Source organism: Deltaproteobacteria bacterium, assembly GCA_016874755.1.
In the GTDB taxonomy this organism is placed as follows: domain Bacteria; phylum Desulfobacterota; class Binatia; order UBA9968; family UBA9968; genus DP-20.
This window is the reverse complement of record VGTH01000022.1, coordinates 20,916-46,877: the sequence shown is the minus strand read 5'-3', so window position 1 is coordinate 46,877 and position 25,962 is coordinate 20,916. Positions and strand designations below refer to the sequence as shown.

Here is a 25,962-nt window from a genome sequence, read left to right as displayed (position 1 = left end):
GCTTCGGTGAACTGCCGGATAAATTTGTTCTGGATCAATATAATGAAGAGCTTGCGGGGGAGACCCGCGGAGGCTTTTGATTGAGCGTAGGGTGGATTGAGGCGTTTCGCCGATACCCACAGTGTTGAGACGATGGGTATCGCTACCCTCAACCCATCCTACGCAGCAGGGTCGGACTTGATCGGCCAACTGTTGCGCAGCGACTGGGCTGCGGCGATCGCTTCGTCGGCCTGGGTTTGACCGCGTTTTTGCTCGCGCTCCACCTCAGAAAGGAGTGCGCGGCTTTCGCCGGCACGTTCGGCGCGGAGTTCTTTCTGATTGAGATAGGCGTCGACGTACTGCATCAGCGTGTGCACGTCGTGCCAGGCGCCGAGGTTGTCCTGCAGCTTGGCCAGCGATTGCGCCAGCGGTTTTAACGTGCCGTCGCTCACTGCGGCGCGCAGCTCGATGGAGTAGCGCAGCCGCTTGCCGGCGATGCGCAAGGCGTGCAGGCGTTTCACTGTGGGCTCCGTAACGACCTGGCTCAACGCATCGCTCCATGACTGGAAACGGCGCTCGGTAGTCTCTTGCAAGTCTTTCGCATCCGAGTCCTGGGCCGACCGACTGTGCAGCGTGCGCGTCATGCGGTCGAGAAAGCCGGTCAAATCGAAATCCTTCATCGCTTCGCGGGCGCGCGCGTTTTCCTCGGCGCGCTCTTTCTCAATGGCCGACGCAATTCCCAGCCAAGTGCCGCGGGTCGCCGCGCTGTGGCCAGCTTGGGCGCGGGCTGCCGCCATTTCTGCCATCACGTCCAGGTTGCGCAGCGGCCCAAGGGCCTGGCGCAGCGCGCGCAAAAAATCGCCGGCCTTTTTCGCCGGTTTCTTGTTCTTGACAGAGTGCAGAGCGCGCAACAGTTGCTGCAGGCGCCGGCTGGCAACGCGCAGGTCGTGGACAGTTTTCGGATCGTCGGCAATCATCGCTTGAGCGAACAGGGCGGCGAAATCGCCGAGCCGCTTGTGCGCCAACTTGCCGAGGGCGTCGGTCTCTGCGCGCGCTGGCTTTGTGTCGGGCTTGCGCCGGGTTACTTTTTTGTCTCGCCCAGTTGGCGCAGCTGTTTTGGCGTCAGCCAAAAATGCAGCGTTGCCGGTTCGGAGGGCGGAAGGTGATCGACTTCGAGGTGGCATAGGCCCGCCTTTTTGAGCGTGAGGTTCAGGCTCTGATCTCTTTCAAGCGCCAATAAGAATGAACAGGCTTGCGTCAACAGCGGTTCATGGCCGACGAGCAGCAAATTGTCTTGCGCCGGCAGCCGGCTCAAACCAAAGATCAGATGCTCCACCGTGCTCTCCGGTGCCAAGTCCATCATTTCCCGTGGCTCGGCCGCGATCTTGAGCGCGACCGCGACGATCTGTGCGGTCTGGCGCGCGCGCACGGCCGGGCTCGTCAGAATGGCGTCGAAGGACAGACCGAGCGCGCGCATGCCGCGCGCCGCTTGGCGCAGGCGCTTGATCCCTTTGGGCGTGAGGAAGCGCTCCGTGTCGCTCTCGACGCGCGGATCGCCGTGCTCGATGGCGCTGCCGTGGCGCAGAAAAAACAAGTTCATCTGCCAATAGCGTAACTCTCAGCTGACGTTGCGCCAATAGTCCATGAACGGTGAGCCCCTCCGTTAGCGTTGCTTACAAACTGCGTGGTTTGGCGCGGTTCAACGATAGCTTGACGTCGAAAACTTCTTCGATCAGCTTGCCTTTCTGCAAAGCCCAATGAATTTCATCGCTGACATTTTCCGCGGCGCTGCAGGCGATGTCGATCACTTTGCCGCCGTGGTAGGCGCAGGCCACCGACTTCACCGCTTGGGCGCGCTTGAAGTCGAGCGCGTCGGCGACGCGCAGGACTGCGCTCAATTTGCGCACCACGTCCTGGTTGTCCGGCGATAGCTGGCTAAAGCCCAAGTGCTTGGGGCTCGGGTGGGCTTTGCGATGATAGCGGGCGATGTTGGCCACCAGCTCGAGCTCCAGCTTGTTGAAGGATTCGAGGCCGGAGCTTTTGATCAGATAGTAAGAGTGCTTGTGATGCTTTTTCTGGGTGATGAAGTGGCCGATGTCATGCAGCATCGCGGCGGCGTGAAGGATGCCGGCATCTTTTTCGCCGAGCTTATGGAGCGGCTGCAGCTGATAAAATAGACTGAGCGCGAGTTGGCTGACGTGGGCCGAGTGGACGGCGCCGCCGTCGTATTTCTGAAACACCTGCTCCACCGATTGAGCGCGCTCGCTTTCCTGCTGCCAGGGCGCGCTCTCGCCGTATTTCTTGCGCAGCAGATCGACCATGACGCCGTCGCGCAGGCCGCGCTTGGAGACGAAGAGATAATCGAGCTCCGCCTGAACCATGATCTCATGCAGGACTAAAGCGCCGGCGACGATGATGTCGGCGCGCTTCGGATCGCCGCTGATTAACCTGGCGCGCTCGGCGGCCGGCTGCTGCATTAAGATTTCGATCAAGGTCTTTAAGCGCGGCCGGCGCAGCACCGCCAGCGAGCCGATCTTGCTGTCGCCGGCCAGGCGCGCGTCGGTCTCGGCCAAGGTGGTCAAAGTGCCGCCGCTGCCGAAGGCCATCGTGAACTTTTCTTTGCGGATGCGCTTGACGACGTCCTGCAGCGTCTCTTCGACGTGGTAGCGCAGATGTTTGATGCCTTTGCGCCGCGGCGGATCTTCCTGCAAAAAACGCTCGGTTATGCGCACGGCGCCGAGCGGCAAGCTGAACAAACAATAATTGCTGCTGGCGTTGGCCACCGCCATCTCAACGCTGCCGCCGCCGATGTCGACAAATAGTCCGAGCGGCAAATGAAACTGTAAGCCGCTCATGATGCCGAGCGAGATCAGCCGCGCCTCTTCGGCTTCCGAGATCACTTCAAGGTGGACGCCGAGTTTTCTCACCCGGTCGGTAAAAGCTTTGGCGTCGCTGGCTTCGCGCAACGCGCTGGTGCCGACGGCACGCAGCGCTTTGACTCGGTAACGGTCTGCGGTGGCTTTGAATTTCGCGAGGGCCGTGAGCGCTTGCTCCGCCGCGCGGCTGTCGAGCTGGCCGGTTTGAAAGACCTGGTAGCCCAGGCGCACGGGCAATCGGTCTTGTTCGAGAACCCGATAGCGCTTGGGCTGCGGCACACTCGCTAACTGAAAGCGCAGCGCGTTGCTGCCCACGTCGATGACGGCGAAATGTTCGAGCATAAAGCTTTTTACCTATACCAACCCCGGGTGGGAACTATTTGCTCAAGACGGCGTGACCGAGCCGTTGGCGGCGCTGCGGGTGAGCTCGTAAAGTTTTTCCTGAGAACGAACCAGCCTCGTGCCGCAGGGCGGCGAGCGGCGCCACGTACCGTCGGGCTGCAGACGCCAGCTCTTGAGGCAATCGCTCAGCTGCACTTCGAGAATCTCTTTTAACCTTGCCTGATGCTGCAGGTCGAGCACGGGAAAGGCGATCTCCAAACGGCGATCGAAATTACGCTCCATCCAGTCTGCTGAGGCGAGCCAATACTTCGGATCGTTGTCGTCGTGAAAATAGAAAACCCGGGCGTGCTCGAGATAGCGGTCGATGATCGAGACGACTTCGATATGCTCCGACACTCCCACCAGCCGCGGGCGCAGGCTGCACATGCCGCGCACGATCAGGTCGATCTGCACGCCCGCCTGGCTGGCGCGGTAGAGCTCGTCGATAATCGCCGGGTCGATCAGGCTGTTCACCTTGGCGATGATGCGCGCCGGCCGGCCGGCGCGCGCATGGTCGGCTTCGCCGCGAATGCAATTGATGAAATGCTCGCGCAGGCCCAGCGGTGCAAGCAAGATGTGGTTGAATTTTTGCGGCCGGGTGTAGCCGGTCAGTAAGTTAAACAGCTCGGTAAGATCCTGGGCGAAGCTCTCACGGCAAGTGAACAGGCCGAGATCGCTGTACACTCCGGCGGTGCGCACGTTGTAGTTGCCGGTGGCGAGATGACAGTAGCGCCGTATGCCGTCGGCTTCCTGGCGCACCACGAGACAGATCTTGCAGTGAGTCTTGTAGCCGACCATGCCATAAACCACGTGGGCGCCGACGTCTTCCAGGGCGCGTGCCCAGGTAATGTTGGCTTCCTCATCGAAGCGCGCTTGCAATTCCACCAACACCGAAACTTCTTTGCCCGCCTCGGCGGCGCGCCGCAGCGCCGGCGCAATCGGCGAAGTCGGACTGACGCGATAAAGCGTCATCTTGATCGCCAGGACCTTGGGATCGCTGGCCGCCTCGTCGACAAAGCGGGTCACGGTGTCGAACGACTGATAGGGGTGAAACACCAGCACGTCGCGCGCTCGAATCGCGCTCCATAGATCGGCGGCGTGTTCGAAGGACGGCACTGGCAGCGGCGGCTGCGGCCGGTCGCGCAGACGCGGAATGTTGAGCGCGTTGTAGAGCTGGAGCAGGTCGGTGAACGCGGTGAACCCTTCGCCGGGGTAGAGGCTTGCCGGGCTGAGGTCCAACTCGTCGACCAGCTGGTTGACGATGGCCATCGGCATGTCGCGATCGTATTGCAAGCGCACCGCATCGCCCATGCGCCGCTTGCGAATGCCCTTTTCGATGAGCATCATCAAATCTTCGTCGCGCCGGCGCGTCAGGCCGAAATCGGCGTCGCGGGTGACGCGGATCGCGTGGCAGGAAAGTATTTCAAAGCCCTGATAGAGCCGCGGCAAATAATGGCGCAGCACATCCTCCAACAAAACGAAGGCGTGTTGGCCCTCAACGGTTGGCAGCGCAATAAAGCGCGGCGCGACGTGGGTGGGAATATGGACGATGGACAAATCGGTGTGGGGTAGGCGCGAGGCGATCGCCGCGCGCAGCGAGACCACCAGACAGAGCGAGCGATTGGCCAGGTAAGGGAACGGATGGCCCGGGTCGATCGCCAACGGCGTGACAATCGGGTAGAGCGTGCCGAGAAAATAATCCTCGAGAAAACGCCCCTGTTCGGCGGTCATTTCTTTGGGACGGCAAAGATAAATGCCTTCATAGGTGAGCCGCGGCAAGATCGTGTCGAGAAAACACTGGTGCTGCTCATCGACCAACTCGTGCGCCAACTTCGCCATCGCCGTGAGGGTCTCGGCGGGGGTGAGGCCGTCGGGCCCGGGGCGCCGATCGCCGTCGTGGACCCGTCTCATCAGCCGAGCGACGCGAACCATGAAGAACTCATCGAGGTTGGAGCTAAAAATCGCGAGAAACTTGATGCGCTCGAGCAGCGGCACCGAGTCGTCTTTGGCCTCTTCGAGCACCCGGCGATTGAACTCCAACCACGAAAGCTCGCGGTTGATGAAAAGGCTCTCGCCCGCAACGGGGTCGGTTAAAGAATCCATAGTGCCAAAAAATTAATCATCGTTGTGTTACAAGGACGTTACGAATCTATTAAATGCACCGCCGTCTTGGCAATCACGGCATCGGCAAGAAAGCATAATTGTTGCGTGAAAGCTTTGCCAGCGATACGTTCGCAGGCATGCGGCGCGCCGATGCAGCTGGCTTTGTCGTGATGCAGCTCCTCGGCGCAGCGGCGGCGACGTTTGTGTTGCGCTGGCTGGTGCCCGCGTGTCCGAAGGAAGTTGCCGCCGCTGTATCACCTATTTCTCAGCCCATCGCCAAACCATGAGCGTCAAAAAACGTGTCCTGATACTTTGCACCGGCAATTCGGCGCGCAGCCAAATGGCCGAGGGATTATTGCGCCACGATGCCGGCGAGCGTTTCGCAGTAGCCAGCGCCGGCACCCGGCCGAGCGTCGTGCGACCGGAAGCGATCGCAGTCATGGCCGAGCTCAATATCGACATCTCGGCGCATCGCTCGAAACATGTCGATGTGTTTCATGGCCAAACCTTCGACTACGTCATCACGGTTTGCGACAACGCGCGCGAATCCTGCCCAGTGTTTTTGGGCAAAGCGCAGAAGCTGCATCATGATTTCACCGATCCGGCAGCGCTTGACGGAACCGAGCAAAAACGGTTAGCGCTGTTTCGCCGCGTGCGCGACGAGCTGCGGGCGTATTTGCGGGTGTTCGCACTCGGTCACCGATAAGCCGAAGTCGCGTAATGTCCCAGGCACGAAATCACCAGGGATCTCATTCATTCATCGGGTTTTCTCTCAACACAATTTTAGCCCTGAATTCACCGAACCGTCTGTTTCCATCCTGCCTAAGCTTGTCGGCGGGGATGGTAAAAGTTGCCGCGGCGTTTAACGCCAACCAAGAGCTGCGCACGTGCAAGAAGTGCGGCACGGTGCTGCCGGATCCGACGACGTCGTAACAGAATATTAGACTCTGCTGAAAAACCCATCTAGAGTTCATCGACGAGGTCAGAAAGAACCGTTTCGCAGTTGAAATTGTTCATGAAAAAGTCCGAAATGGTTCCCATGTCCGCTTTGCGACATGTTGTTCGTTCTCGCTGGCGCCGACGTTGATTGTCGTGAAAACTTTGGCCGTCAACGAAGGCGGGTCCGCTGTTAACGGAGTTGTCGGGCCAATACTTGATGGAGTAGCTCTACCCGTCGGGCGGCATGCTATTTGACACGAGCATTGTCGAGGCCAATGCCACTACCACTGCAGAGAAATAGAAGGCCGATTGAAATGAAATCTCCTCATATCATTATTGCCGGTGCCGGGCCGGTTGGCGTCGTGGCCGCGCTGGCGTGCGCGCAAAACGATTTTTCCGTGACGCTGCTCGAAGCTGAAGCGAAGATCGATGACAACCCAAGGGCGGCGACCACCCATCCTTCGACGCTGGCCATGATCGCGCGGGTCGGCTTGATCGATCAGTTCATCGCCGAAGGCTTGGTGGCGCGCTACTTTCAGTTCTGGGACAAAGCGAAGCGAACTAAGATTACCGAATTCGATCACGAGCTGTTGCGTGGCGAGACCGAGTTTCCCTTCGTTGTGCAGACCGAGCAGCACAAGCTATGTAACATGGGACTAAAGAAATTAACCCAATATGGCCACGTGCAAATTCGCATGAACACGCAACTGACCGACTTGTCGCAAACCGATGCCCGAGTGACGGCCACCGTCAACGGACCCCACGGCACTGAGTCCATCGAAGGCGACTATTTAATCGGCGCCGATGGTGGCCGCAGCGTCGTGCGCAAGGCACTCGATATCGAGTTCGAAGGTTACACCTGGCCCGAGCAATTTCTGGTTTTGACCGTACGCGACGATTTTCAGCAGATCCTAACCGGATCGTGCTACCGCAACTACATGGCCGATCCCGACGAGTGGACGAACTTATTCAAAGTAGCGGGCGATGACGGCAAAGGCCGCTGGCGCGCGGTGTGTCCGACGCGGCCTGAAGAAACTGACGCCGAAGCGCTCAGCGACGAATCCGCCTATCGCCGCTTGGAACGCATTTGCCCGTTGCCCAAGGGCTATCGCTTGATGCACAAGAACCTCTATAAAGTTCATCAACGCGTAGCGGTGAAATTTCGCAAAGGGCGAGCCTTTCTCGCCGGCGACTCGGCCCACGTGAACAATACGGTAGGCGGCCTGGGTTTGAACGGCGGCATTCACGACGCTATGGAGCTGGTCGAGACGTTGATCGAAGTCGAGCGCAACGGCGCCGATCGATCGCTACTGGATCGCTACGAGCGGCGCCGGCGCACGCTCAATATCGAGTTCGTCCAGGAGCAGACCATCAACAATAAAAAGCGGTTGGAAGAAAAAGACCCGAGCGCGCGCCAGGCGCGCTTTGATGAGCTGCGCGCGATTGCCGAAGACCCCAAGCGACACAAGCAATTTCTACTGCGCACCTCGCTGATCGAAAGCGTGCGCAAGGCCAAAGGCATTAGCTAAGGCGAAGATACACGCTTGGACAAGCTCAGCATGACGGGAGCCTTTTGAACAGTTTCGACCCCGACCGAACAACAGTATTGTTTCAACGAAGGCACGAAGGACACGAAGGGAGGAACGAAGATGGTCTACGAAATGCGTTTTCAAACCGTCGATCCAGCCAAGCGTGCGGAGTACGTCAAGATTTATCGTGACGCCGTGCAAGGTTGTAAGTCGGCGGGCTCTACCGGCGGCCATATTCTCTGCAGCGACGACGATCCGTCGCAGGTGATCGTTATTCTACTCTGGGAAAGCAAAGAACACCTGGCGCGCTGGCGCTTTACGGATTCCTACAAATCGTTCCGCGCCGCCGTCGGACACTTACAAACCGAGAAAAGCCACGGTGGGTTCTACATCGCGGAAGCCATCTGACAAAATCAAATAGGCTCCACCGCCTGGGCAGACCGAACCGCATAAGATATCGGCTGGCGCTATCTACTTCCCGCCGATTGACGAGATGCTTCTTTCTCGCTAATCTCCGCTCGCTTCCAGTAAACACGTGTAGAGTTAAAGGAGTCGGTATGAAATCAAGGATTGCGTGGCTCTCATGCTTGACGATTGCCGGGTTGGCGCTGGCGGTTTTTCTTTTGCCGCATCCCCTGAGCAGTCAGCAAACGGTCGCTCTCGATAACAACGATATCGGCGGCGTCGTGACGAGCGCTAAAGGACCGGAGGCGGGGGTTTGGGTCATCGCCGAAACCAACGATCTGCCGACGCGTTTTGCGCGCATGGTCGTCACCGACGATCAAGGCCGCTACGTGCTGCCGGATTTGCCGAAGGCGAGCTACGATATCTGGGTGCGCGGCTACGGTCTGGTCGATTCGCCGAAGGTGAAAGCGGCGCCGGGGCGGCACCTGAACTTGCGCGCGGTGCTAGCGCCCAACGACGCGGCGGCGGCGAAGTACTATCCGGCGATCCATTGGTACTCGATGCTGAAAATCCCCGAAGCGAGCGAGTTTGGCGGCAAGGGCGCGGTCCCCGTCAAGATAACCCAAAACGCCTGGCTCAATTCGATGAAGAGCAATGGCTGTGTCGGCTGCCATCAGATGGGCCAACTCTCGACGCGCACGTTCCCGAAGGACATTCCCCATCCGATTAATATTGAAAATTCCCAGGAGGCATGGTTCCGCCGCATCCAGTCGGGACAATCCGGCGAGTCGATGTTCAACACACTGATGAAGGATCTCGGCGGGGCGCCGATCAAATATTTCGCCGACTGGACTGACCGGGTCGCCAAAGGTGAGCTGCCCGACAGCAAGCCGGCACGGCCCCAGGGTGTGGAGCGCAATATCGTGGTGACGACCTGGGACTGGTCGAGCGAGAAAAAGTATTTGCACGACCTGATCGCGTCCGACCGGCGCTACCCGACCGTCAACGCCTACGGACCGCTTTACGGCTCACCGGAGTATAGCACCGACCTCATGCCGGTGCTCGATCCCAAAAAACACACGGCGACCCATATCTCAACGCCGGTGCGGCCCGGTACCCCGGAAGCCCTCGGCCCGGGGCATGCAGCCAGCGATAAACTCTTGCAGCCTTCGCCCTACTGGGGCGCGGAAAAACTCTGGGACACTCGGTCGAATAATCACAACGCGATGTTCGACCGCAAAGGGCGGGTGTGGTTTGCCGCTGCTTTTCGCGACGCGCCGGCGCCTGATTTCTGCAAGAAGGGCTCGAGCCATCCTTCGGCAAAAGTCTTTCCCGTGGAGCGCAACAACCGCCAGCTCACGATGCTCGATCCCAAGACCGGCCAATATACTTTCGTCGATACCTGCTTCGGCTCGCATCATTTGCAGTTCGGCTACGACGCCAACGATACGCTGTGGACGAGCGGTGCGGGCCAGGTGGTGGGTTGGGTCAATACCAAGATGTTCGATGAAACCGGCGATATCGCGCGCTCGCAGGGCTGGACGCCGATGATTCTCGACACCAACGGTAACGGCAAGCGCGATGAATACGTCGAGCCCAACCAGCCGGTGGATCCGGCCAAGGATAAGCGCATCGTCGCCGGCTTCTACGCTGTGATGCCGAACCCGGTGGATGGCTCGGTCTGGGGCACGTTCCGCAGCTTTCCCGGTGCGGTGGTGCGCGTCGCTCCCGGCAGTAATCCTTCGGAGACGGCGCTGACGGAAATCTACAACGTGCCGTTGCCCGGCTTCGGCCCGCGTGGCGGCGACATCGATAAGCAAGGTGTTATTTGGGTGTCGCTATCGAGCGGACACTTGGCGAGCTTCGATCGGCGCAAGTGCAAAGGGCCTTTGAACGGTCCGAAGGCGACGGGCGATCACTGCCCGGAGGGTTGGGCGTTTCACAAATATCCGGGCCCGGGCTTCAAGGGCTTGGGCGATAACAGCGCCGAGTCGAGCTACTACACCTGGGTCGACCAGCACAATACGTTTGGCTTAGGCAACGACGTGCCGATGTCGACGGGTAACTTGAATGATGGTTTGATCGCCTTTAAAGACGGCAAGATGATGGTCCTGCGCGTGCCCTATCCGCTGGGTTTCTACGCCAAAGGTTTCGACGGCCGCATCGACGATCCCAACGCTGGCTGGAAGGGGCGCGGCCTGTGGAGCGCCAGCGGCGACCGCGCGCCGTGGTTAAACGAGCGCGGCAAGGGCGCCAAACCGATGGCGGTGCAGTTTCAGTTGCGGCCGGATCCGTTGGCGAAGTAATTCGGAATGTCTCGCGCAGAGGCGCAAAGGACGCAAAGTAAAAATACCTCCGAGCTTTGCGTCCTCTGCGTTCTCTGCGCGAGATACTCCGAGCACGATTGAGGAGGCGGTATGCGCAAGAGCGTCTTGCTAAGCATCGTGCCGATTGCCGCGGCGATCTTCTTTGCGTCGATTGCCGCCGCTCAAGTAATCGTTCTCAATCGCGCCACGGTCATCGACGGGAGCGGCGCGCCGCCGCAAAAAGATTTCACCGTCGTGATGGAAAACGGGCGCATCCGCGACCTGGGACCATCGTCCAAGATCAAAGCGCCAGCCGGTGCCACCGTCATCGATCTCACCGGCAAGTTCATCGTTCCTGGCAGTATCAACGCCCACGGCCACGTCGGTGAGAATAGCGAGCCGCAGCTGCGCCAGTACGCGCTGTACGGTGTGACTACGGCGACGAGCATGCAGACTGATCCGGACGAAGTCGTTCAGGTTCGCGAGGCGCAGAAGAAAGGGGTGCTGCGCGGCGCGCGAGTCTCTACGGTCAAGCATCGCTTTGCGCCCGACCCGGAAATTGCCACGCCGGAGCAGGGGCGCGCCAAAGTTGACGAGATCGTCGCCGCTGGCGCCGACTACATCAAAGTCTGGGTCGACAGCGGCTTCGGCACCCGCGCCAAGCTTTCCGCCGAGTTTTGCGCCGCCGTGCTCGAACAGGCGCGTAAGCTCGGCAAGCGCACTTTGGGCCATGCCTACGAGATGGTTGATGCCAGGATGCTCATCGAGGGCGGTCTCAATATCCTTGGCCACAACGTGCGCGATCGCGAAGTGGACGCGGAGTTTATCGCCCTGGCCAAAAAGCACGACGTGACGTTGACGCCGACGTTGATTCGCGACGAGTTTCTTTTCGCTTACGGCGATAGTCCGGCCTGGATCGAGGATCCGTTTTTCCACAGATTTTTGTCGGCAGCGCAAATGACGGCGCTTAGAACCAAGGTGCGCGAGCTTCAGGCCAAGCATCCGCAACGCGATCTCTTCAAGGCCGGTTTCGAGATGAATAAAATCAATCTGAAAAAGCTTGCCGATGGCGGTGTGCGCATCGCCCTGGGCACCGACAGCGGCGGCGCGCCCAGCCGATTTTTAGTGCAGGGGTTTTCCGAGCACCGCGAGATGGAGCTGATGGTGCAGTCGGGATTGACGCCGATGCAGGTGATCCAGTCGTTCTCGAAGAGTGCATCGGAATCGCTCGGCATCGCCAAAGATTTCGGCACGCTGGCCAAAGGCAAGGCCGCCGATTTGCTCGTGCTGGATAAGAATCCGCTGGAAAACATCACGCACATGCGCGCCATTCATACGATCTATCTTGGCGGCAAAAAGTTCGCGTGATTTTGGGTGACAAGAATGGCCGCTAAAAACGCAAAAGACGCAAACCTTTGCGCCTTTGCGCGAGAAAAATCCTAATCGATATACCCTTTCTCTAGCTTCATTCGGCTAGACTCCAGCGATCAATTTGCCTATCACTGTCCGTAAACGTCTAGCTTGTCAATTGCGCCAAAATTTCGTCAGATAGGAATGACCCCTTTGGGCTCGATTCACGATCAATACACCTCCCAGGCTGCCGTTGTCGGTCCCGCAGGCCTCCTTGCACAGATGGGTCAATATTTGTCCGGGCATGTCCAATTTTGTGCTCGAAGCAAACACAGGTCAGTAACAAGTGCTGTAAAATCAGCATGTTAGGCCGCACCCGGCGCTGGCATTTTACTTGCCTACGCAGTGCGCGGGGGATTTTTAGCCATGGAAAAACAGCTTGAAATTATCCGTCTTCTGACCCTCTCCGAGGCTGCCAAACTGCTTCAGGTTTCCACTCGGACCTTGCAGCGCATGATTCGGCAAAAGCAGTTGCCGGCGTTCAAGGTCGGAGGCCAATGGCGTCTGCGCGAAGCGCAGCTGAGCGATTGGCTCGATCAGCGTGAAAAGTTAGCCCGCGAAGAGTGATTGGGTTCAAGGACAAAAATGTCCAAACGATCCGGGAAAGCACCCTGCTGCTACCTGGGTCGATTGCCTTAGGGGGTGGGTCTGGCTGTTACTTTTGATGATCTATGAAACCGCGAACCCGTACTGTGTTGCTACCCGGAGCGGTCTTCTCGATTTTGCTTCTCGATAGTCCCGGAAACATTGCTTTAATAAGACTGGCCGTTGCGGCCCCGGTCGCTGCGTCCGTGGTGGCGCCAGGGCCACGGCCCGCGGCGCCGGTGCCGTTCATGCCGGGCGATTTCGGGCTCGTGCTTGGCGCCGCTGCGGCGGCGCTGTGGAGCGCGCGCCGCCGTGCTGCAACGCATCAATTCGCCATGCGCGCCGCCAAGCACAAGAGCGATAAGTCCAGCACCGGCAGCAGCAAAGCGGCTGGTTGGCGTCCAGTCGTCGGTCTGCCGACAGCGAAAAGCAACCCGTCATCGTTGTTGCCTTCGCCGCGGCGCTCAAGAGACTATATCGAGCGCATGGAGCACCTGCATCGGCTGGCGCAAACCTTTCTCACAGCACCCGGTCTGCATAAAATTCTCGACGCGTTATTCGATGCTGCCGCGCCGATCGCCGCGGTCTCCGCCATCACCATACGCATGCGCAACCGTAAGACCGGCGCGTTGGATGCCATCGCTTGCAAAAACCTTGATGAGGAGGAATGGAAGCATACCATCCCCCGCGGTGCCGTTGGGCTGAGCAGGACCGCCTTGGAGACCGGTAAACCGGTCATGATTGCTAACGCGCAAGCCCGTGCCAGTACGCGCTACATCCGGTTTCTGCGCAAATATGGCCTGCGCGCCTACTACGGCGTGCCGCTGGTTGTCGACGGCACTATTCTCGGCGTCATCGGCTACTATTCTACGGCGCCGCATGGTTTTTCCCGCGACGAAAGGGTCGAGCTAACAACACTGACCGGCGTCAGCACCGTGGCGTTGCACAACGCGCTTTTGCGCGAAGAAAACGCGCTGCAGGCTCTCGATCTGCGGCGCGCGACAGTGAGCGCGGAGCGATCGGATAAAGCCAAAGCCGAATTTCTCAGCGTCATGTCCCATGAATTTCGCACACCTTTAAACCTCATCATGGGCTACGCCGGCATGATGCAGGAAGGTTTGTTGGGCGATCTGACCGACGAGCAGAAACGGGGCATCGACCGCATCATGCAATGCTCCGACGATCTGCTCGGTATGATCATTAGTATCTTGCAAGCCACCAGTATCGAAGCGGGCGCAGTCCGGGTGGATCATCAGGTCATCGAGGCGAGTCAATTGATCGATGTGCTCAAAGCGACTTGCACGGTGCCCGCCGGGAAAGAACTCGATCTGGTCTGGCACTGCCAGCCCGACCTACCGGATCTGAAAACCGATCCGGAAAAGCTCAAGGAAGTTATTGAGCATCTCATCGAGAACGCAATCAAGTTCACCGACCAGGGGCGTATCGTCGTCACTGCGTCGGCTGCGGCGGGTGGTAACGCCGTGCGCTTTTCCGTGAGCGATACCGGCATTGGCATTCCAACCGAAGCGCTGCCGCATATTTTCGAAATGTTTCGACAATTGGACAGTTCGATTACGCGCAGCCACGGCGGCGTCGGTCTCGGATTGTACGTCGCCAAAAAATTCGTCGACTTGCTGGGCGGCGAGTTACAAGTCGAAAGCGAGCTCGGACGCGGCTCGACTTTTAGTGTGACGCTGCCGCGCCATCTGTAGGTAAAGCCGTTTGTGGCAAGAAATTATTGATTAAGCAGACTTCGATGACATCCAACGGCCAACAGCGCATCAAGTTTATTTTCGTCCTGCTTTTGCTTTGTGGCGTTTTGGCATTGCTTGGGCATGAACTGCTGTACCACACGGCGGGGTCGAATTTGCTCGCCTGGGTGCTGGGTTTCGTCTTGCTGTTGGCCACCGCGATCGGGATTAGCGCCAACCGATTCATGGAAGCGCGCGGGCGTGCCAACGAAGCGCAGTCGCAACTGGCGGCCATCGTCGAGTCCTGCGAAGACGCCATTATCGGTATGACGCTCGATGGCGTGGTGACGAGTTGGAACGCCGGCGCGGAAAACACCTATGGCTACGGCGAACAGGAAATCGTCGGGCAGCCGGTGACACTGCTCAATCCCCCCGACCGGCCCAACGAGATTCCCGATTTGCTGGTGATGGTCGCCCAGGGCAAAGGCATCAACCGCTACGAGACCGAGCGCATCCGCAAAGATGGCCGGCGGCTCTACGTCTCGGCATCGGTTTCCCCGATCAAGGATCCGGCTGGCAAGATTATCGGCGCGTCGACGATCGCGCGCGATATCACTTCGCTGAAAATGGTTGAAGAACGGCTGCGCACTGACGCCAGCCATATGGAAACCCTTTACACCGTTGCTCAAGAGGTCGGTGGCACACTTGCGTTGGGCGACGTCGTCGAGCGCGCGCTGCGCCGCTTGGTCGCCGCCGCGGGCTTTGAGTACGCGTTTATGCGTTTCTACGACGCCAATGGCCAGCCGCGCAGCTACGGTGCCAGCAGCCGGCCCAACGTTGTGCAAGCAGATCTCGACGACCTGAAGCACCTGAGCGAGGCGACGGTGGATCGCATGCCCGACCCCGGCCAACCGTGGTTTGTTGAGGACGCCAGCAAGTTGCCGCGCATCGGTGCGGTCTACAGCGCCGCGGGAATGAAGGCCCTCACTGTCTTGCCGCTGCCGCGCAGCGCGCAGCTGCACGGAGCGCTGACGCTGATGCATCCCGAGGCGCGCGACTACACACCTGAGCAAAGTCAATTTTTGCAAGCGCTGGCGCATCAGATTGGCTTGGCGGTGGAGAACGCCAGCCTTTATGGCAACACGCTACAAATCAATGCCCATCTCGAGGGCGAGATCGAAGAGCGGCGCCGGACGGAAAAGCTGTTGGCCGATTTCACCGCCATGGTGGTGCACGATCTGCGCGCGCCGCTGTCGAACCTTGCCTCCATTGCCGAATCGCTACAGGACGAGGTCTTCGGCGAAGTCAACGCGGAACAGAAGCAATGGCTCGGCAAGATGCGCGGCAGTTGCATGAGTCTGGTTGAGCATATTACGCAGTTTCTGGACCTCTCGAAAATGGAAGCCGGCCATATCAAATTGACCAAGCAAACGGTCGATATGGGCGCCATCCTGCGCGAGAGCATGCTGCAGTACTCGATTCAGGCTGGCAAAAGATCAATCGAGATGGCCGTTGTCGTGAGTCCGGACTTGCCGCCGGTGCCGCTCGACCCACGCTTGATCAATCAGGTGTTAGACAACCTGCTCAACAATGCGCTTAAGTTCACCCAGCCGGGGGGGCGCATCGAGATCGGCGCGCGCTGCGAGAGCGCCTCGCAGATCACCGCCTGGGTTAGAGACAGCGGCGTCGGCATTCCTGAAGCCGAAATTGCTTCGATCTTCGAAAAATATCGCCAAGTTTCGAGCGGGCAAAAGTCAGCGCCGCTGGGCACCGGCCTGGGCCTGGCGATCTGCAAAAAAATCATCGAAGCGCACGACGGCGTGCTCTGGGTTGAGAGCGAAGAAAAGCGCGGAGCGACGTTCTTCTTTTCGTTGCCAGCCGGACTGGGCGAGCCAGCTGAGCTGCTCGAAGAGCAGAGAGCAGATCTTTAACTACACCGGCATCAAGCCGTGTTTCTTCTGCGGCCGCTCTTCTTTTTTGTTGCGCAGGATCTCCAAGGATTGAATCAACCGTTTGCGGGTTTCCGCCGGGCGGATGGCCGCCTGGGCGAATTGCTTTGACAATGCTTCGAACGGGCCGCTAAAACGCTCTTGATATTCGGCGATCTTCTCGGCGCGGGTCTTCGCCGGATCGGCGGATTGATCGATTTCTTTTTTGTACAGCACATTGACCGCGCCGCCGCCGCCCATGACCGCGAGTTCCACGCCGGGCCAAACAAATAGCTGATCGGCGCCCATCTCGCGCGTGCACAGCGCCTGCTTGGCGCCGCCGTAGCCCTTGCGCAAAACGATCGTAATTTTGGGCACCGTCGCCTCGGCGTAGGCGTAGAGCATCTTGGCGCCGTGGCGGATGATGCCCTTCTCTTCTTGCTGTTTGCCGGGAAAAAATCCCGGCACGTCCATGAGCGTAATGACCGGCACGTTGAACGCATCGCAGAAACGAATAAAGCGCGCCGCTTTGTCCGAAGCATCGACGTCCAAGCTGCCGGCCAAAAACATCGGTTGGTTGGCAACAAAGCCCACCGGATGGCCGTCGAGGCGGCCGAAGCCGATCACCAGATTGCGCGCGAACTTGGCTTTCAACTCGAAAAAATCGCCGTCGTCGACGATCGCTTTGATTACCTGGTTGATGTTATAGGCGCGCTTCATCTCTTCCGGGACGATCTGCTCGAGCTTATCCAGCGCCCGCGCCGGATCGTCGGTGGGTGGCTTGCGCGGTGGCTGCTGTTCGAAGCTGAGCGGCAGAAAGCCGATCAGCTTGCGAATCATTGCCAAACACTCTTCATCGTTTTTCGCCACCAGATCGGTGCAGCCGGAGACTTCGGAGTGAATTTTGGCACCGCCGAGCTCTTCCATGGTGACCGTCTCGCCGAGCACTTCTTTAATGACCGCGGGGCCGGTGATGAACATTTGGCTCGAGCCCTGCACTTGCAAAATCACATCGGTCAGCGCCGGCGAGTAGGAGCCGACGCCGATGCAGGGGCCCATGATCGCCGAGATCTGGGGCACGCAGCCCGAAGCGATGCTGTTCTCAAAAAAGATTTTGCCGATGGCGGAGGTGACCGAGAGTCCTTCTTGAATGCGCGCGCCGGCGGAGTCATTCAAGCCGATCACCGGCACACCGACCTTGCGGGCGGTTTGAATCGCGTAGGCAATTTTCTCCGCATGGGCGGCGCCGACGCTGCCGGCCATCACCGAGCGGTCTTGCGAGTAGACGTAGACGAGGCGGCCGTCGATCTTGCCGTAACCGATGACCACACCGTCCGAGGGTTGGCGGCGCTCGGCCATGCCGAAGTCGGTGCACGGCGTTTCCGCCAGCATAAACTCTTCAACGAAAGTGCCGGGGTCGAGGAGCTTGTCGATGCGCTCGCGACAGGCGAGGTTGCCCTGCTCATGGAGCTTGGCGACGGTTTTGGCGTCGCCGGTGATGACTTTCTGTTCGAGGCCGGTGAGTTTTTTTGCTAGCTCTTCACGGGTTGGCGCCATGGCTCACCTGATAGAAAATTTTTTATTTGCCGACAATGCCCATGCCCTGCAGCACCGAGAGCATGACCGCGGCGGCTATCACCGAACCGATTTGGCCGCCGGCGTTGGCGCTCATGGCATGCATGAGCAGATAGCTCTTCTTATTGTACTTTTGTCCTTCCGCCTGCACGACCCGAGCCGACATCGGAAACGCCGAGATGCCGGCGGCGCCAATCAGCGGGTTGACTTTGCCGCCGGTGAAAAAACACATCGCTTTGCCGAACAGCACGCCGACGGCGGTGTCGAGGCTGATGGCGATGAAGCCCAAAGCGAGGATGAGCAGGGTTTGGGTTTTGAGAAATTTGTCGGCCTCCATGGTCGCGCCGATGCACAGACCGAGGAGCAGGGTAACGATGTTGGCGATCTCGTTCTCCGACGCACTTTTCAAGCGCTCGACCACGCCGCACTCGCGCAGCAAATTGCCAAGCATAACCGTGCCGATCAACGGCGCGCCTTTGGGCGCTAGGATCGACGCAAATATGGTGACAGCGATGGGGAAAACGATCTTGGTTGTCTTTGAGATCGGCTCGAGCTTGGCCGCGCCCATGACGATCTGCCGTTCTTTCTCGGTGGTCAGCGCGCGCATGATCGGCGGCTGGATGAGCGGCACGAGCGACATGTAAGAGTACGCAGCGACCGATACGGCGCCCAGCATATGCGGCGCGAACTTCGAGCTGACGTAAATCGCCGTCGGGCCGTCGCAGGCACCGATGACCGCGACGGCGACGGCGTCGAGCTTGTCGAAACCGAGCGCCAGCGCGAGCAATAGAGTTAGGAAAATCCCGAACTGGCCGGCGGCGCCGAGCAGAATAATTTTCGGATTTTGCAGGAGCGGCTGAAAGTCGGTCATGGCGCCGATGCCAAGGAAAATCAGCAGCGGAAAGATTTCCGTGCTGACGCCGATGTTGTAGAAAAATCTCAGAAAACCGCCGTCGTGCATCATCTCGGACAGCGGAATGTTGACCAGAATGGCGCCAAAACCAATGGGCACGAGCAACAACGGCTCGTAGCCTTTCTTAATGCCGAGATAGAGCAGCCCGGAACCGATTAAGATCATGATCACCTTGGGCAAGGTGATGTTCACGACGCCGAGAAACAGGCCTTGTAGACCATAAGCGAGGGCTGATTCCATTCTAGCCGATTAACCTTTCTTGGCGCCCGAGTCTTCGGGCTTGTAGGGGAAGGCTTTGCGGATCAATAAAATCATCAGGCTCATCAGCCACAAAACCAGCATGGTGCCGCCCATGCCGATCAGGGCGAGGGTCCAGCCAAACGTCCAATTATCTAGATTCATCCGCGTTCCTCGGAAAGCGCTATAGAGTGAGAGGGTATTTGCGCCAGAGCGGCGAGTTATTCGATAACGGCGAGCACTTGTTCGGCTTCGACAGCCTGGCCCGCGGTCACCTTGATTTCCTTAACCGTGCCGGCGGCAGGAGCCACCACGGGAATTTCCATTTTCATTGCTTCCATGACAATCACCACATCGTCTTCATCCACATGGTCGCCGACGTTCTTCTCGATTTTCAAAACCTTGCCCACCATGGGGGCTTCAACGGTTGTCGCCAAGGCGTCGCTCCTTTTCTGCTGCAACTAAAATAGTAGCCGCCATTTAGAAGAGTTTCGACTTTAAAGTCAATGCTATGAGTTTTTCAGCGAGGAGATTTCCGAGGGTTTTGGGCGCCTCTAGAACGCGGCCAACAACCTTGCTTTCACCGGTTCGATACGATATGAAAACGGCATAGTTTTTTTCGGAGGAAAATCATGTCGAAAGCCGCTGAGCAAGTCGATAACATAATGGATAATATCCCCTTCTATGACAAGTGGCAGCTGGGTGAGGGGATCCCGGTGATGAAAACCTTTTTCGTTCAAGACTTAAAGAAAGTCGAGGTCAAACCCTGGGCGCGCACCGGCGGCAGTGGTGCCTTTATCAACATGGAAGGCGCTGAAGGGGCGACCGGCTCTTACGTGAGTGAAATCCCCGGCGGCAAGAAGTTGAACCCGATGCGCCACCTGTATGAAGATCTGCACTTTGTCTTGAAGGGCAGCGGCGCGACGACCATTTGGAATGACAAAGGTGCCAAGACTCAGTTCGAATGGCACGAAGGCAGCTTATTCGCGCTGCCGCTCAACTGCACCTACCAGCATTTCAACGGCTCAGGCAGCGAGCCGGCGCGATTTTTTTCAGTTAACAGCGCGCCGATCGTGTTGAACCTGTTTCACAATGAGCAATTCGTCTTCAACACGCCGCAGGATTTTACTGAACGCTTCGACGGCGACCCGGAATACTTCAGCGGCAAAGGCAAAGCATATCCGGGGCGTGTGTGGGACACCAACTTTGTCGCCGATGCGCGTAACTTCGCGCTTGAAGAATGGAAAGAGCGCGGCGCCGGCGGTAAGAATGTTTTCCTGGAAATGGCCAACGGCTCAATGGCGGCACATATCTCGGAATTTCCCGTGGGAACTTACAAGAAAGCCCACCGCCATGGCCCTGGCTTCAACGTGATCATCATCAAAGGCAAAGGTTTTTCACTCTTCTGGAGAGAAGGACAAGAGCCGAAACGCTACGACTGGCAGGACGGCAGCGTGTTTACGCCGCCGGCGATGATGTGGCACCAACATTTCAACACGGGAGCGGAGGGCGCGCGCTATCTGCCGCCGCGTTTGGGCGGTATCAAATACAGCCTGGGCGAAGGCTTTGGCGACATCACCAAAGTCGACAAGGATGTCAAAGCCGGCGGCAACCAGATTGAATATTTCGACGAACAACCATGGATTCGCAAAGCCTTCGAAGAAGAACTCGCTAAGTCCGGCACCACGACGAAGATGGATCCCAATTTCTACAAACGACCGTAGTTCTGGTTTCGATGTAGAGCAAAAGCCTCGCATGGGTGCACGCTATGCGGGGCTTTTTTGTGGCCGAAGAGCGGCCATGAGACAACCCGTATTAGGTCAAAGCCATGCACGTCGCAATTGTTCGAGTTTTTCTTGCGCTAGTAATCGCTTTCTTCAGCAGTTCGCCAGCCTTCGGCGCTGAGAAGGCGCTGGTCTCTGGCACTCCGACGGCGAACCTGCGCGTTGGCCCGAGCGTCGAACAGGCGATCATCGTCACCCTCAAGGAGGGCGACGCCGTTATGGTTGAAAGACTAGACGGCGAATGGTACCAGGTGACGGCCGCCGAAGGGCAAAGGGGCTTTATTCATAAGAACTTGTTGAAGTTTTCCGAGCCGCAGAAAGCGGCCGGGACGCCGGCGAAGGCCGGCGAAACCAAAGAAGTTGGCAAGACGCCGGTCCCACCGAACGTACCCACGCCGGTGGCCAACCCTAAAAAATCCGCAGAAGCACCGGTGACTCCGACTGCCGTGCCTCCTGCGCCGGCTCTGGTGCCAAGCGCTCCGGCGGCAAAGGGGCCGGTGCCGCTTACCGTCGGCACTAATGCAGCAGCCGGCAAATCGCGGCCGTTGATCGACCTCCTAGTCGGTGGCGGCTTGGGCACCGCCATTTGGCTCGGCGTTGCAGTGCTGACCTTCGTTCTAGGGTGGATTTGCGGCGGTATTCACTCTCTGCGGCGCGAGCGGCTCAAGCGCAGCCGCTTGATGTTTTAAACCGGTTCATATTGTTTGCTCCCTCATGGAAATTTTGTTGATTCTTTGCGCCTATTTCATCGGTGCGATCCCGAGCGGCTATGTGTTAGGAAAGCTCGCCGGTGTCGATGTCCGCAGTGCCGGCAGCGGCAACGTCGGCGCCACGAACGTTGCCCGCGTCGTCGGCAAGCGTCAGGGAATACTGACGTTAGTCATCGACGTCGCCAAAGGAGTCCTGCCGGTTGTGGTTGGGCGCCGGATGAATTTAGCGGAACTGGCGATCGCCTGCGCCGGCATCGCGGCGTTTCTGGGACATCTCTATCCAGTCTACCTTAAGTTTAAAGGTGGGAAGGGAGTGGCCACGGCGTTGGGGGTTTTCCTGGCCTTGGCGCCGCTCGCCACGTTGGTTTTCGTCGGGGTTTTCGCTGGGGTGATTGGCAGCAGCCGCATCGTTTCATTGGGCTCGATTGCCGCTGCTGCCGCTGCCCCAATAGCTTTGTGGCTTTTAGCCTATCCGCCGGTTTTAGTCGGCATGGGAGTTCTTCTTGCCGTCATGATCGTTTGGCGCCACCGCGGCAATATTCAGCGGCTGCGCGCCGGCACCGAGCCGCGCTTTGGCTCGGCTAGTTCTCGATAATTACTTCCACGCGGCGGTTTTGGCTGCGCCCCGATTCCGTATCGTTGGTTGCGATTGGCGAACGGGTGCCAAGGCCGCGGGCGCCAAGATTGCGGCCATCGACGCCGTTGCGCTCAAGGGCATCGGCCACTGTATTAGCCCGTCGTTCGGAAAGCCGCTGGTTGTAATCCTCCTGAGCGGCGCTTTCGCGGCTCGCGTGCCCTTCCACCGAGATTCTGCGGCCCGGCGCATCTCTGCGAATGATGCTGGCGATTTGGCTGACTTTGCTTTGACCGTCGCGGGTCAGGTCGGCGCGGTCAAATTCGAAATTGACCGCCGGCAGATTGACCATGACGCCCCGGTCGGTTTCGCGCGCGTCGATGTTGCGTTTGCGCAACTCTTCGATCAATTGGCGGTTCTTTTCGATCTCAACACGCTGTTGATCGAGGGAGCGCTGTTGCTCGGCCTGTTTGTTTTGCTGGCCTTGAATCTGATCGCCGATGATTGCGCCGGCGCCGAGGCCTAACACGCCGCCGATGGCAGCGCCGGTTCCCGGGCGTCTGACCGCAGCTCCGACGGCCGCACCGGCCGCGGCTCCACCTAGCGCGCCAATGGCAGCGCCTTTTTCGCGAGTGGTTATCTCACCCCCGGCGCACCCCGAAATAATAACGGCGGCTGACAATGCCACACCGGTAAGCTTTTTCATTGAAAGATTCATCATTGATACTCCTTCTTGGCACGCGCCACGGGAAACTCACGGCGGCGGCGCTTTGCTATTAGACGTTTAACTCGGAAAAAAAGTAGATTTTTTGTGCCGGATGCTAATATTCGCCCTGTTTTCTCAGACGTTCCAGCTCGCGCCGCTGGCGCTCGATTTCCGCCTGATTGCTGTCGATTTGACGCTGTTGGTCGATCTGTCGGTTGTCGGTTCCCTGGATTTGGTCGCCGATCAACGCGCCGGCGCCCAACCCCAATAGCCCCCCGACCGCCGCCCCCACTCCTGGGCGGCCTACCGCCGACCCGATGGCACCTCCCGCTGCGGCGCCGCCGAGCGCGCCAATGCCGGCGCCGGCTTCACGCTTAGTAATCGAACCGCCAGCGCAGCCTGTCACCGCACCGATGAGACATACCAAAGCCACTCTCTTTGCAGCGTTTCGCATGGAAACCTCCTGACGCATTTGCAAGTGTTGTTAAGGGTGTAAAAGTTACCTCAATTTTATCAGAGCAAACCGAGAGCGGCAAGGTAAGTAGCGGCAGATGCAATGAAAACTCTGCGCGCTGCGCTTTGGCCGGGGAGAATCGTTGACCTGATAGACCTTATAGGTCTATAGTTTTTTCATTCGCGAAAGGAACCTTGTGGAAGCTGTAACGCAGGAGCAAATTCTTCAAGCATTAAGCCGCGTGCAAGATCCGGAACTGCACCGAGACATTGTCAGCCTAGGCATGGTGAAGCAACTCGCCCTAAACGGCGGCAGGGTTAGCTTTACCGTGGAGCTGACGACGCCAGCCTGTCCGCTCCGAGAAACTATTGAAACCGACTGTAAAATGGCCCTGGCCAGCGTGGCGGGGATTACCGGGCTGGAAATTAACTTCGGCGCTCAGGTGCGTGGCAGCAAAGCTGGCGCCGGACAGACCGATCTCTTGCCGTCGGTGAAAAATGTCGTGTTGGTCGCTGCGGGCAAGGGCGGCGTGGGCAAGTCGACGGTGGCCGCCAATCTCGCGGTCGCGCTCAAAGCGCACGGCGCGGCGACGGGCCTCCTCGATGCCGACATTTACGGCCCCTCGGTGCCGATCATCATGGGCGTGAAGGGCGAGCCCACCAAGGTCGACGTCGCCGGCGCGCAGAAAATCGCGCCGACCATGGCGCACGGCATTCCGATCATGTCCATCGGCTTTTTTCTCGACCCCGATCAGGCGGTGATCTGGCGCGGCCCAATGTTGGGCAAAGCGCTGCATCAATTGATGGCCGACGTGCATTGGGGCGACTTGGATTATCTGGTCGTCGACATGCCGCCGGGCACCGGCGACGTGCAGATTACTTTTTCGCAGCAATTGAAAGTCAGCGGCGCGTTGTTGGTGGCGACGCCGCAGAACGTCGCGTTGGCCGATGTCGTGCGGGCGAAATCGATGTTCGACAAAGTGATGATTCCGATCCTCGGCATCGTTGAGAACATGAGCTATTTCATCTGCGACGGCTGCGGCAAGGAGCACGATATTTTTTCCCGCGGCGGCGCCAAGAATGCAGCAGATCGATTTCAAATTCCTTATCTCGGTGAAATTCCGATCACACCGGCGCTGCGCGAGGGCGGCGACAGCGGCGTGCCGATTCTCGTGCAAGATCCGAAATCACCCGTAAGCAAAAGTTTTCTCGATATCGCGGCCAAGTTGGCCGGCCAACTGTCGATCGCTTCCGAGCGCGCGCAGAGAGTTCAAGGGTTGAAAATCGTCTCGAGCTAAGAGGAAAACTCTCATGGTCACCAAAGAACAGGTTTACGAAGCGCTGCAAGATTGCTACGACCCGGAGATTCCGGTCAACATCGTCGACCTCGGTTTGGTCTACGACGTCGAAGTCAACGACGATCAGGTGGCGGTAAAGATGACGCTGACGGCGCCGGGCTGCGGCATGGGGACGATGATCGCCAACGACGCCAAACAGAAAATCATGGCGCTCGAAGGGGTGAGCGATGCCACTGTCGATCTGGTCTGGGACCCGCCGTGGAATCCGAGCATGATCGCCGAGGAGGCGAAGCAGAGATTAGGCATTGTCTGATTTTTGTTCGGACCCATGGACAAACCGCTGCTGCGATATGTCGATGCGTTCCCGGTAAAAGAGGGGGAGCAGACCCTTATCTATCTTAAAGATCCCGCCAACTTCGCCACCCCCATCGGTCTTTCGCCGGTGGGTTATTTCATTCTTTCTCACTTCGACGGCCAGCATTCGCTGCTCGATATTCAGGAGGCCTATGCCAAACAGTTTGGCACATTGCTGCTGAGCGACGAGCTGAAAAAGTTCGTCGACATGCTCGACCAGCAGCACTATTTGCAGAGTGAGAACTTCGCGACGTTCCAAAAAGGGTTGATCTTAGAGTTTCGCCGGCAGCCGACGCGCGCCGCCGCGCATGTGGGTGGTTGCTACAAGAACGATGCGCGTGGGCTCAGAGCCCAGCTCGACGGTTACTTTCAATCGCCGAAAGGGCCGGGCATGCCGGCGGGCAAAAACTCTGCGCCGACGCCGAAAGCGATCGTTGCGCCGCACATCGATTTCCATCGCGGCGGGCCCGCCTATGCCTGGGCGTACAAGAGCTTGGCGGAAAGCGCAGGGGCGGATCTCTACATTATCCTTGGGACTTCGCACTGCGGCGGCGAAATGCCGTATATTTTAACGCTGAAAGATTTTGAGACCCCGCTGGGCGTCGTCGAGACCGATCGAGAATTTGTCAACCGCTTGCACGAGCAATGTGCCAGCGATTTTTTTGTCGACGAGTATCTGCACCGCGGCGAGCATTCGGTCGAATTCCAAGTGCTCTATTTGAAGTACATCGCGCAAAAACGCGCCGAGCTCTCCGGCAAACCGGAGCGGCCGTTTAAGATCGTGCCAATCTTGGTGTCGTCGTTTCACGAAGCGATGATCAGCAAAACCCTGCCGGAGAGCCAAAACGATGTCGGCAAGTTCCTTAGCGTTTTGCGCCGGCTTGCCGAATCCGACGGCCGGCAAGTCTGTTTCGTTGCCGGCGTCGACCTAGCCCATGTGGGCAAGCAATTCGGCGATCACGAACCGGTCGATGAAGCGTTCCTCAAATGGGTTGAAGACGAAGACCACAAACTGGTCGAGCGTTTAGCTGCCCTGGACGCGCCGGGATTTTTTCACGAGATCGCCAAAGATCAGGACAAGCGCAAAATCTGCGGCTTCTCGCCGCTCTACTCACTCATTCATCTGCTCGACGACACGCGCGGCAATCACCTGCACTACGGCCAAGCCTTCACGCAGGAGACCGGCTCGGCGGTGACGTTTACGAGTATAGTCTTTGAATAAGTCT

At 58.6% G+C, this 25,962-nt stretch carries 23 protein-coding genes and 1 pseudogene; 15 read left to right on the top strand and 9 right to left on the bottom strand.

Annotation, left to right across the window (positions count from 1 at the left end):
* Window positions 1–158: 158 nt before the first annotated feature.
* From FJ145_14625 to ppk1, 4 genes are all read right to left on the bottom strand, one after another.
* On the bottom strand, window positions 159–1,163 hold the full coding sequence (locus FJ145_14625; GenBank protein MBM4262651.1) for a CHAD domain-containing protein: 1,005 nt from the start codon (window positions 1,161–1,163) through the stop codon (window positions 159–161).
* Window positions 1,061–1,579: a phosphohistidine phosphatase SixA gene (gene sixA / locus FJ145_14620; protein ID MBM4262650.1), complete on the bottom strand. Its 519-nt coding sequence runs from the start codon at window positions 1,577–1,579 to the stop codon at window positions 1,061–1,063. The genes FJ145_14625 and sixA overlap by 103 nt, the downstream gene beginning before the upstream one ends.
* Window positions 1,580–1,652: 73 nt before the next feature.
* Window positions 1,653–3,197: a Ppx/GppA family phosphatase gene (locus FJ145_14615; GenBank protein MBM4262649.1), complete on the bottom strand. Its 1,545-nt coding sequence runs from the start codon at window positions 3,195–3,197 to the stop codon at window positions 1,653–1,655.
* 42 nt (window positions 3,198–3,239) lie between these two features.
* Window positions 3,240–5,339, bottom strand: coding sequence for a polyphosphate kinase 1 (gene ppk1, locus FJ145_14610; protein MBM4262648.1), 2,100 nt, complete (start codon window positions 5,337–5,339; stop codon window positions 3,240–3,242).
* A 116-nt stretch (window positions 5,340–5,455) separates the two neighbouring features.
* Here ppk1 and FJ145_14605 point away from each other — a divergent pair.
* From FJ145_14605 to FJ145_14565, 9 genes and pseudogenes are all read left to right on the top strand, one after another.
* Window positions 5,456–5,626: pseudogene (locus tag FJ145_14605) on the top strand (aquaporin family protein).
* On the top strand, window positions 5,623–6,045 hold the full coding sequence (locus FJ145_14600) for an arsenate reductase ArsC (GenBank protein ID MBM4262647.1): 423 nt from the start codon (window positions 5,623–5,625) through the stop codon (window positions 6,043–6,045). Before FJ145_14605 ends, FJ145_14600 begins: the two are co-directional and overlap by 4 nt.
* A 508-nt stretch (window positions 6,046–6,553) precedes the next feature.
* Window positions 6,554–7,807, top strand: coding sequence for an FAD-dependent monooxygenase (locus tag FJ145_14595; protein ID MBM4262646.1), 1,254 nt, complete (start codon window positions 6,554–6,556; stop codon window positions 7,805–7,807).
* Window positions 7,808–7,927: 120 nt separating this feature from the next.
* Complete coding sequence (locus FJ145_14590) at window positions 7,928–8,215, top strand: hypothetical protein (GenBank protein MBM4262645.1); 288 nt, start codon at window positions 7,928–7,930, stop codon at window positions 8,213–8,215.
* A 179-nt stretch (window positions 8,216–8,394) separates the two neighbouring features.
* A complete protein-coding gene (locus FJ145_14585) occupies window positions 8,395–10,518 on the top strand; it encodes a carboxypeptidase regulatory-like domain-containing protein (GenBank protein ID MBM4262644.1) in 2,124 nt (707 codons plus the stop codon).
* Between the two features lie 111 nt (window positions 10,519–10,629).
* Window positions 10,630–11,886 carry an amidohydrolase family protein gene (locus FJ145_14580; protein ID MBM4262643.1) on the top strand — a complete coding sequence of 419 codons (1,257 nt, stop codon included), beginning with the start codon at window positions 10,630–10,632 and terminating at the stop codon, window positions 11,884–11,886.
* Between the two features lie 408 nt (window positions 11,887–12,294).
* Complete coding sequence (locus FJ145_14575) at window positions 12,295–12,495, top strand: helix-turn-helix domain-containing protein (GenBank protein ID MBM4262642.1); 201 nt, start codon at window positions 12,295–12,297, stop codon at window positions 12,493–12,495.
* Window positions 12,496–12,599: 104 nt separating this feature from the next.
* Entirely contained in the window at window positions 12,600–14,225 is a 1,626-nt protein-coding gene (locus tag FJ145_14570) for a GAF domain-containing sensor histidine kinase (protein ID MBM4262641.1), read from the top strand.
* Between the two features lie 44 nt (window positions 14,226–14,269).
* Window positions 14,270–16,135 carry a PAS domain S-box protein gene (locus FJ145_14565; protein MBM4262640.1) on the top strand — a complete coding sequence of 622 codons (1,866 nt, stop codon included), beginning with the start codon at window positions 14,270–14,272 and terminating at the stop codon, window positions 16,133–16,135.
* Here FJ145_14565 and FJ145_14560 read toward each other — a convergent pair whose 3' ends face one another.
* The 3 genes from FJ145_14560 to FJ145_14550 all read right to left on the bottom strand — a co-directional run bounded on the left by FJ145_14560 (window position 16,136) and on the right by FJ145_14550 (window position 19,270).
* Window positions 16,136–17,689, bottom strand: a complete 1,554-nt coding sequence (locus FJ145_14560) for an acyl-CoA carboxylase subunit beta (GenBank protein ID MBM4262639.1) — start codon at window positions 17,687–17,689, stop codon at window positions 16,136–16,138.
* Between the two features lie 22 nt (window positions 17,690–17,711).
* On the bottom strand, window positions 17,712–18,860 hold the full coding sequence (locus FJ145_14555) for a sodium ion-translocating decarboxylase subunit beta (protein ID MBM4262638.1): 1,149 nt from the start codon (window positions 18,858–18,860) through the stop codon (window positions 17,712–17,714).
* A gap of 218 nt (window positions 18,861–19,078) precedes the next feature.
* Entirely contained in the window at window positions 19,079–19,270 is a 192-nt protein-coding gene (locus FJ145_14550) for a biotin/lipoyl-binding protein (protein ID MBM4262637.1), read from the bottom strand.
* A 219-nt stretch (window positions 19,271–19,489) separates the two neighbouring features.
* Here FJ145_14550 and FJ145_14545 point away from each other — a divergent pair, with 219 nt between their 5' ends.
* The 3 genes from FJ145_14545 to plsY all read left to right on the top strand — a co-directional run bounded on the left by FJ145_14545 (window position 19,490) and on the right by plsY (window position 21,946).
* Complete coding sequence (locus tag FJ145_14545; GenBank protein MBM4262636.1) at window positions 19,490–20,581, top strand: ethanolamine ammonia lyase-activating protein; 1,092 nt, start codon at window positions 19,490–19,492, stop codon at window positions 20,579–20,581.
* Window positions 20,582–20,685: 104 nt separating this feature from the next.
* A complete protein-coding gene (locus FJ145_14540; GenBank protein MBM4262635.1) occupies window positions 20,686–21,330 on the top strand; it encodes a hypothetical protein in 645 nt (214 codons plus the stop codon).
* A 25-nt stretch (window positions 21,331–21,355) separates the two neighbouring features.
* On the top strand, window positions 21,356–21,946 hold the full coding sequence (gene plsY, locus FJ145_14535) for a glycerol-3-phosphate 1-O-acyltransferase PlsY (protein MBM4262634.1): 591 nt from the start codon (window positions 21,356–21,358) through the stop codon (window positions 21,944–21,946).
* Here the strand turns inward: plsY and FJ145_14530 are convergent.
* On the bottom strand, window positions 21,933–22,646 hold the full coding sequence (locus FJ145_14530; protein MBM4262633.1) for an OmpA family protein: 714 nt from the start codon (window positions 22,644–22,646) through the stop codon (window positions 21,933–21,935). The genes plsY and FJ145_14530 overlap by 14 nt on opposite strands.
* A gap of 100 nt (window positions 22,647–22,746) precedes the next feature.
* Window positions 22,747–23,085, bottom strand: a complete 339-nt coding sequence (locus tag FJ145_14525) for a hypothetical protein (protein MBM4262632.1) — start codon at window positions 23,083–23,085, stop codon at window positions 22,747–22,749.
* Window positions 23,086–23,281: 196 nt separating this feature from the next.
* On the opposite strand from FJ145_14525, the gene FJ145_14520 reads away from it, so the two are divergent.
* Genes FJ145_14520 through amrB form a run of 3 tightly spaced genes read left to right on the top strand, consistent with a single transcriptional unit; the run spans window position 23,282 to window position 25,958 of the window.
* A complete protein-coding gene (locus tag FJ145_14520) occupies window positions 23,282–24,382 on the top strand; it encodes an Mrp/NBP35 family ATP-binding protein (GenBank protein MBM4262631.1) in 1,101 nt (366 codons plus the stop codon).
* Between the two features lie 13 nt (window positions 24,383–24,395).
* The gene (locus tag FJ145_14515; protein ID MBM4262630.1) at window positions 24,396–24,695 is read left to right on the top strand and encodes a DUF59 domain-containing protein; all 300 of its coding nucleotides are present in this window, start codon (window positions 24,396–24,398) and stop codon (window positions 24,693–24,695) included.
* 15 nt (window positions 24,696–24,710) lie between these two features.
* A complete protein-coding gene (gene amrB, locus FJ145_14510; GenBank protein ID MBM4262629.1) occupies window positions 24,711–25,958 on the top strand; it encodes an AmmeMemoRadiSam system protein B in 1,248 nt (415 codons plus the stop codon).
* Window positions 25,959–25,962 lie beyond the last annotated feature (4 nt).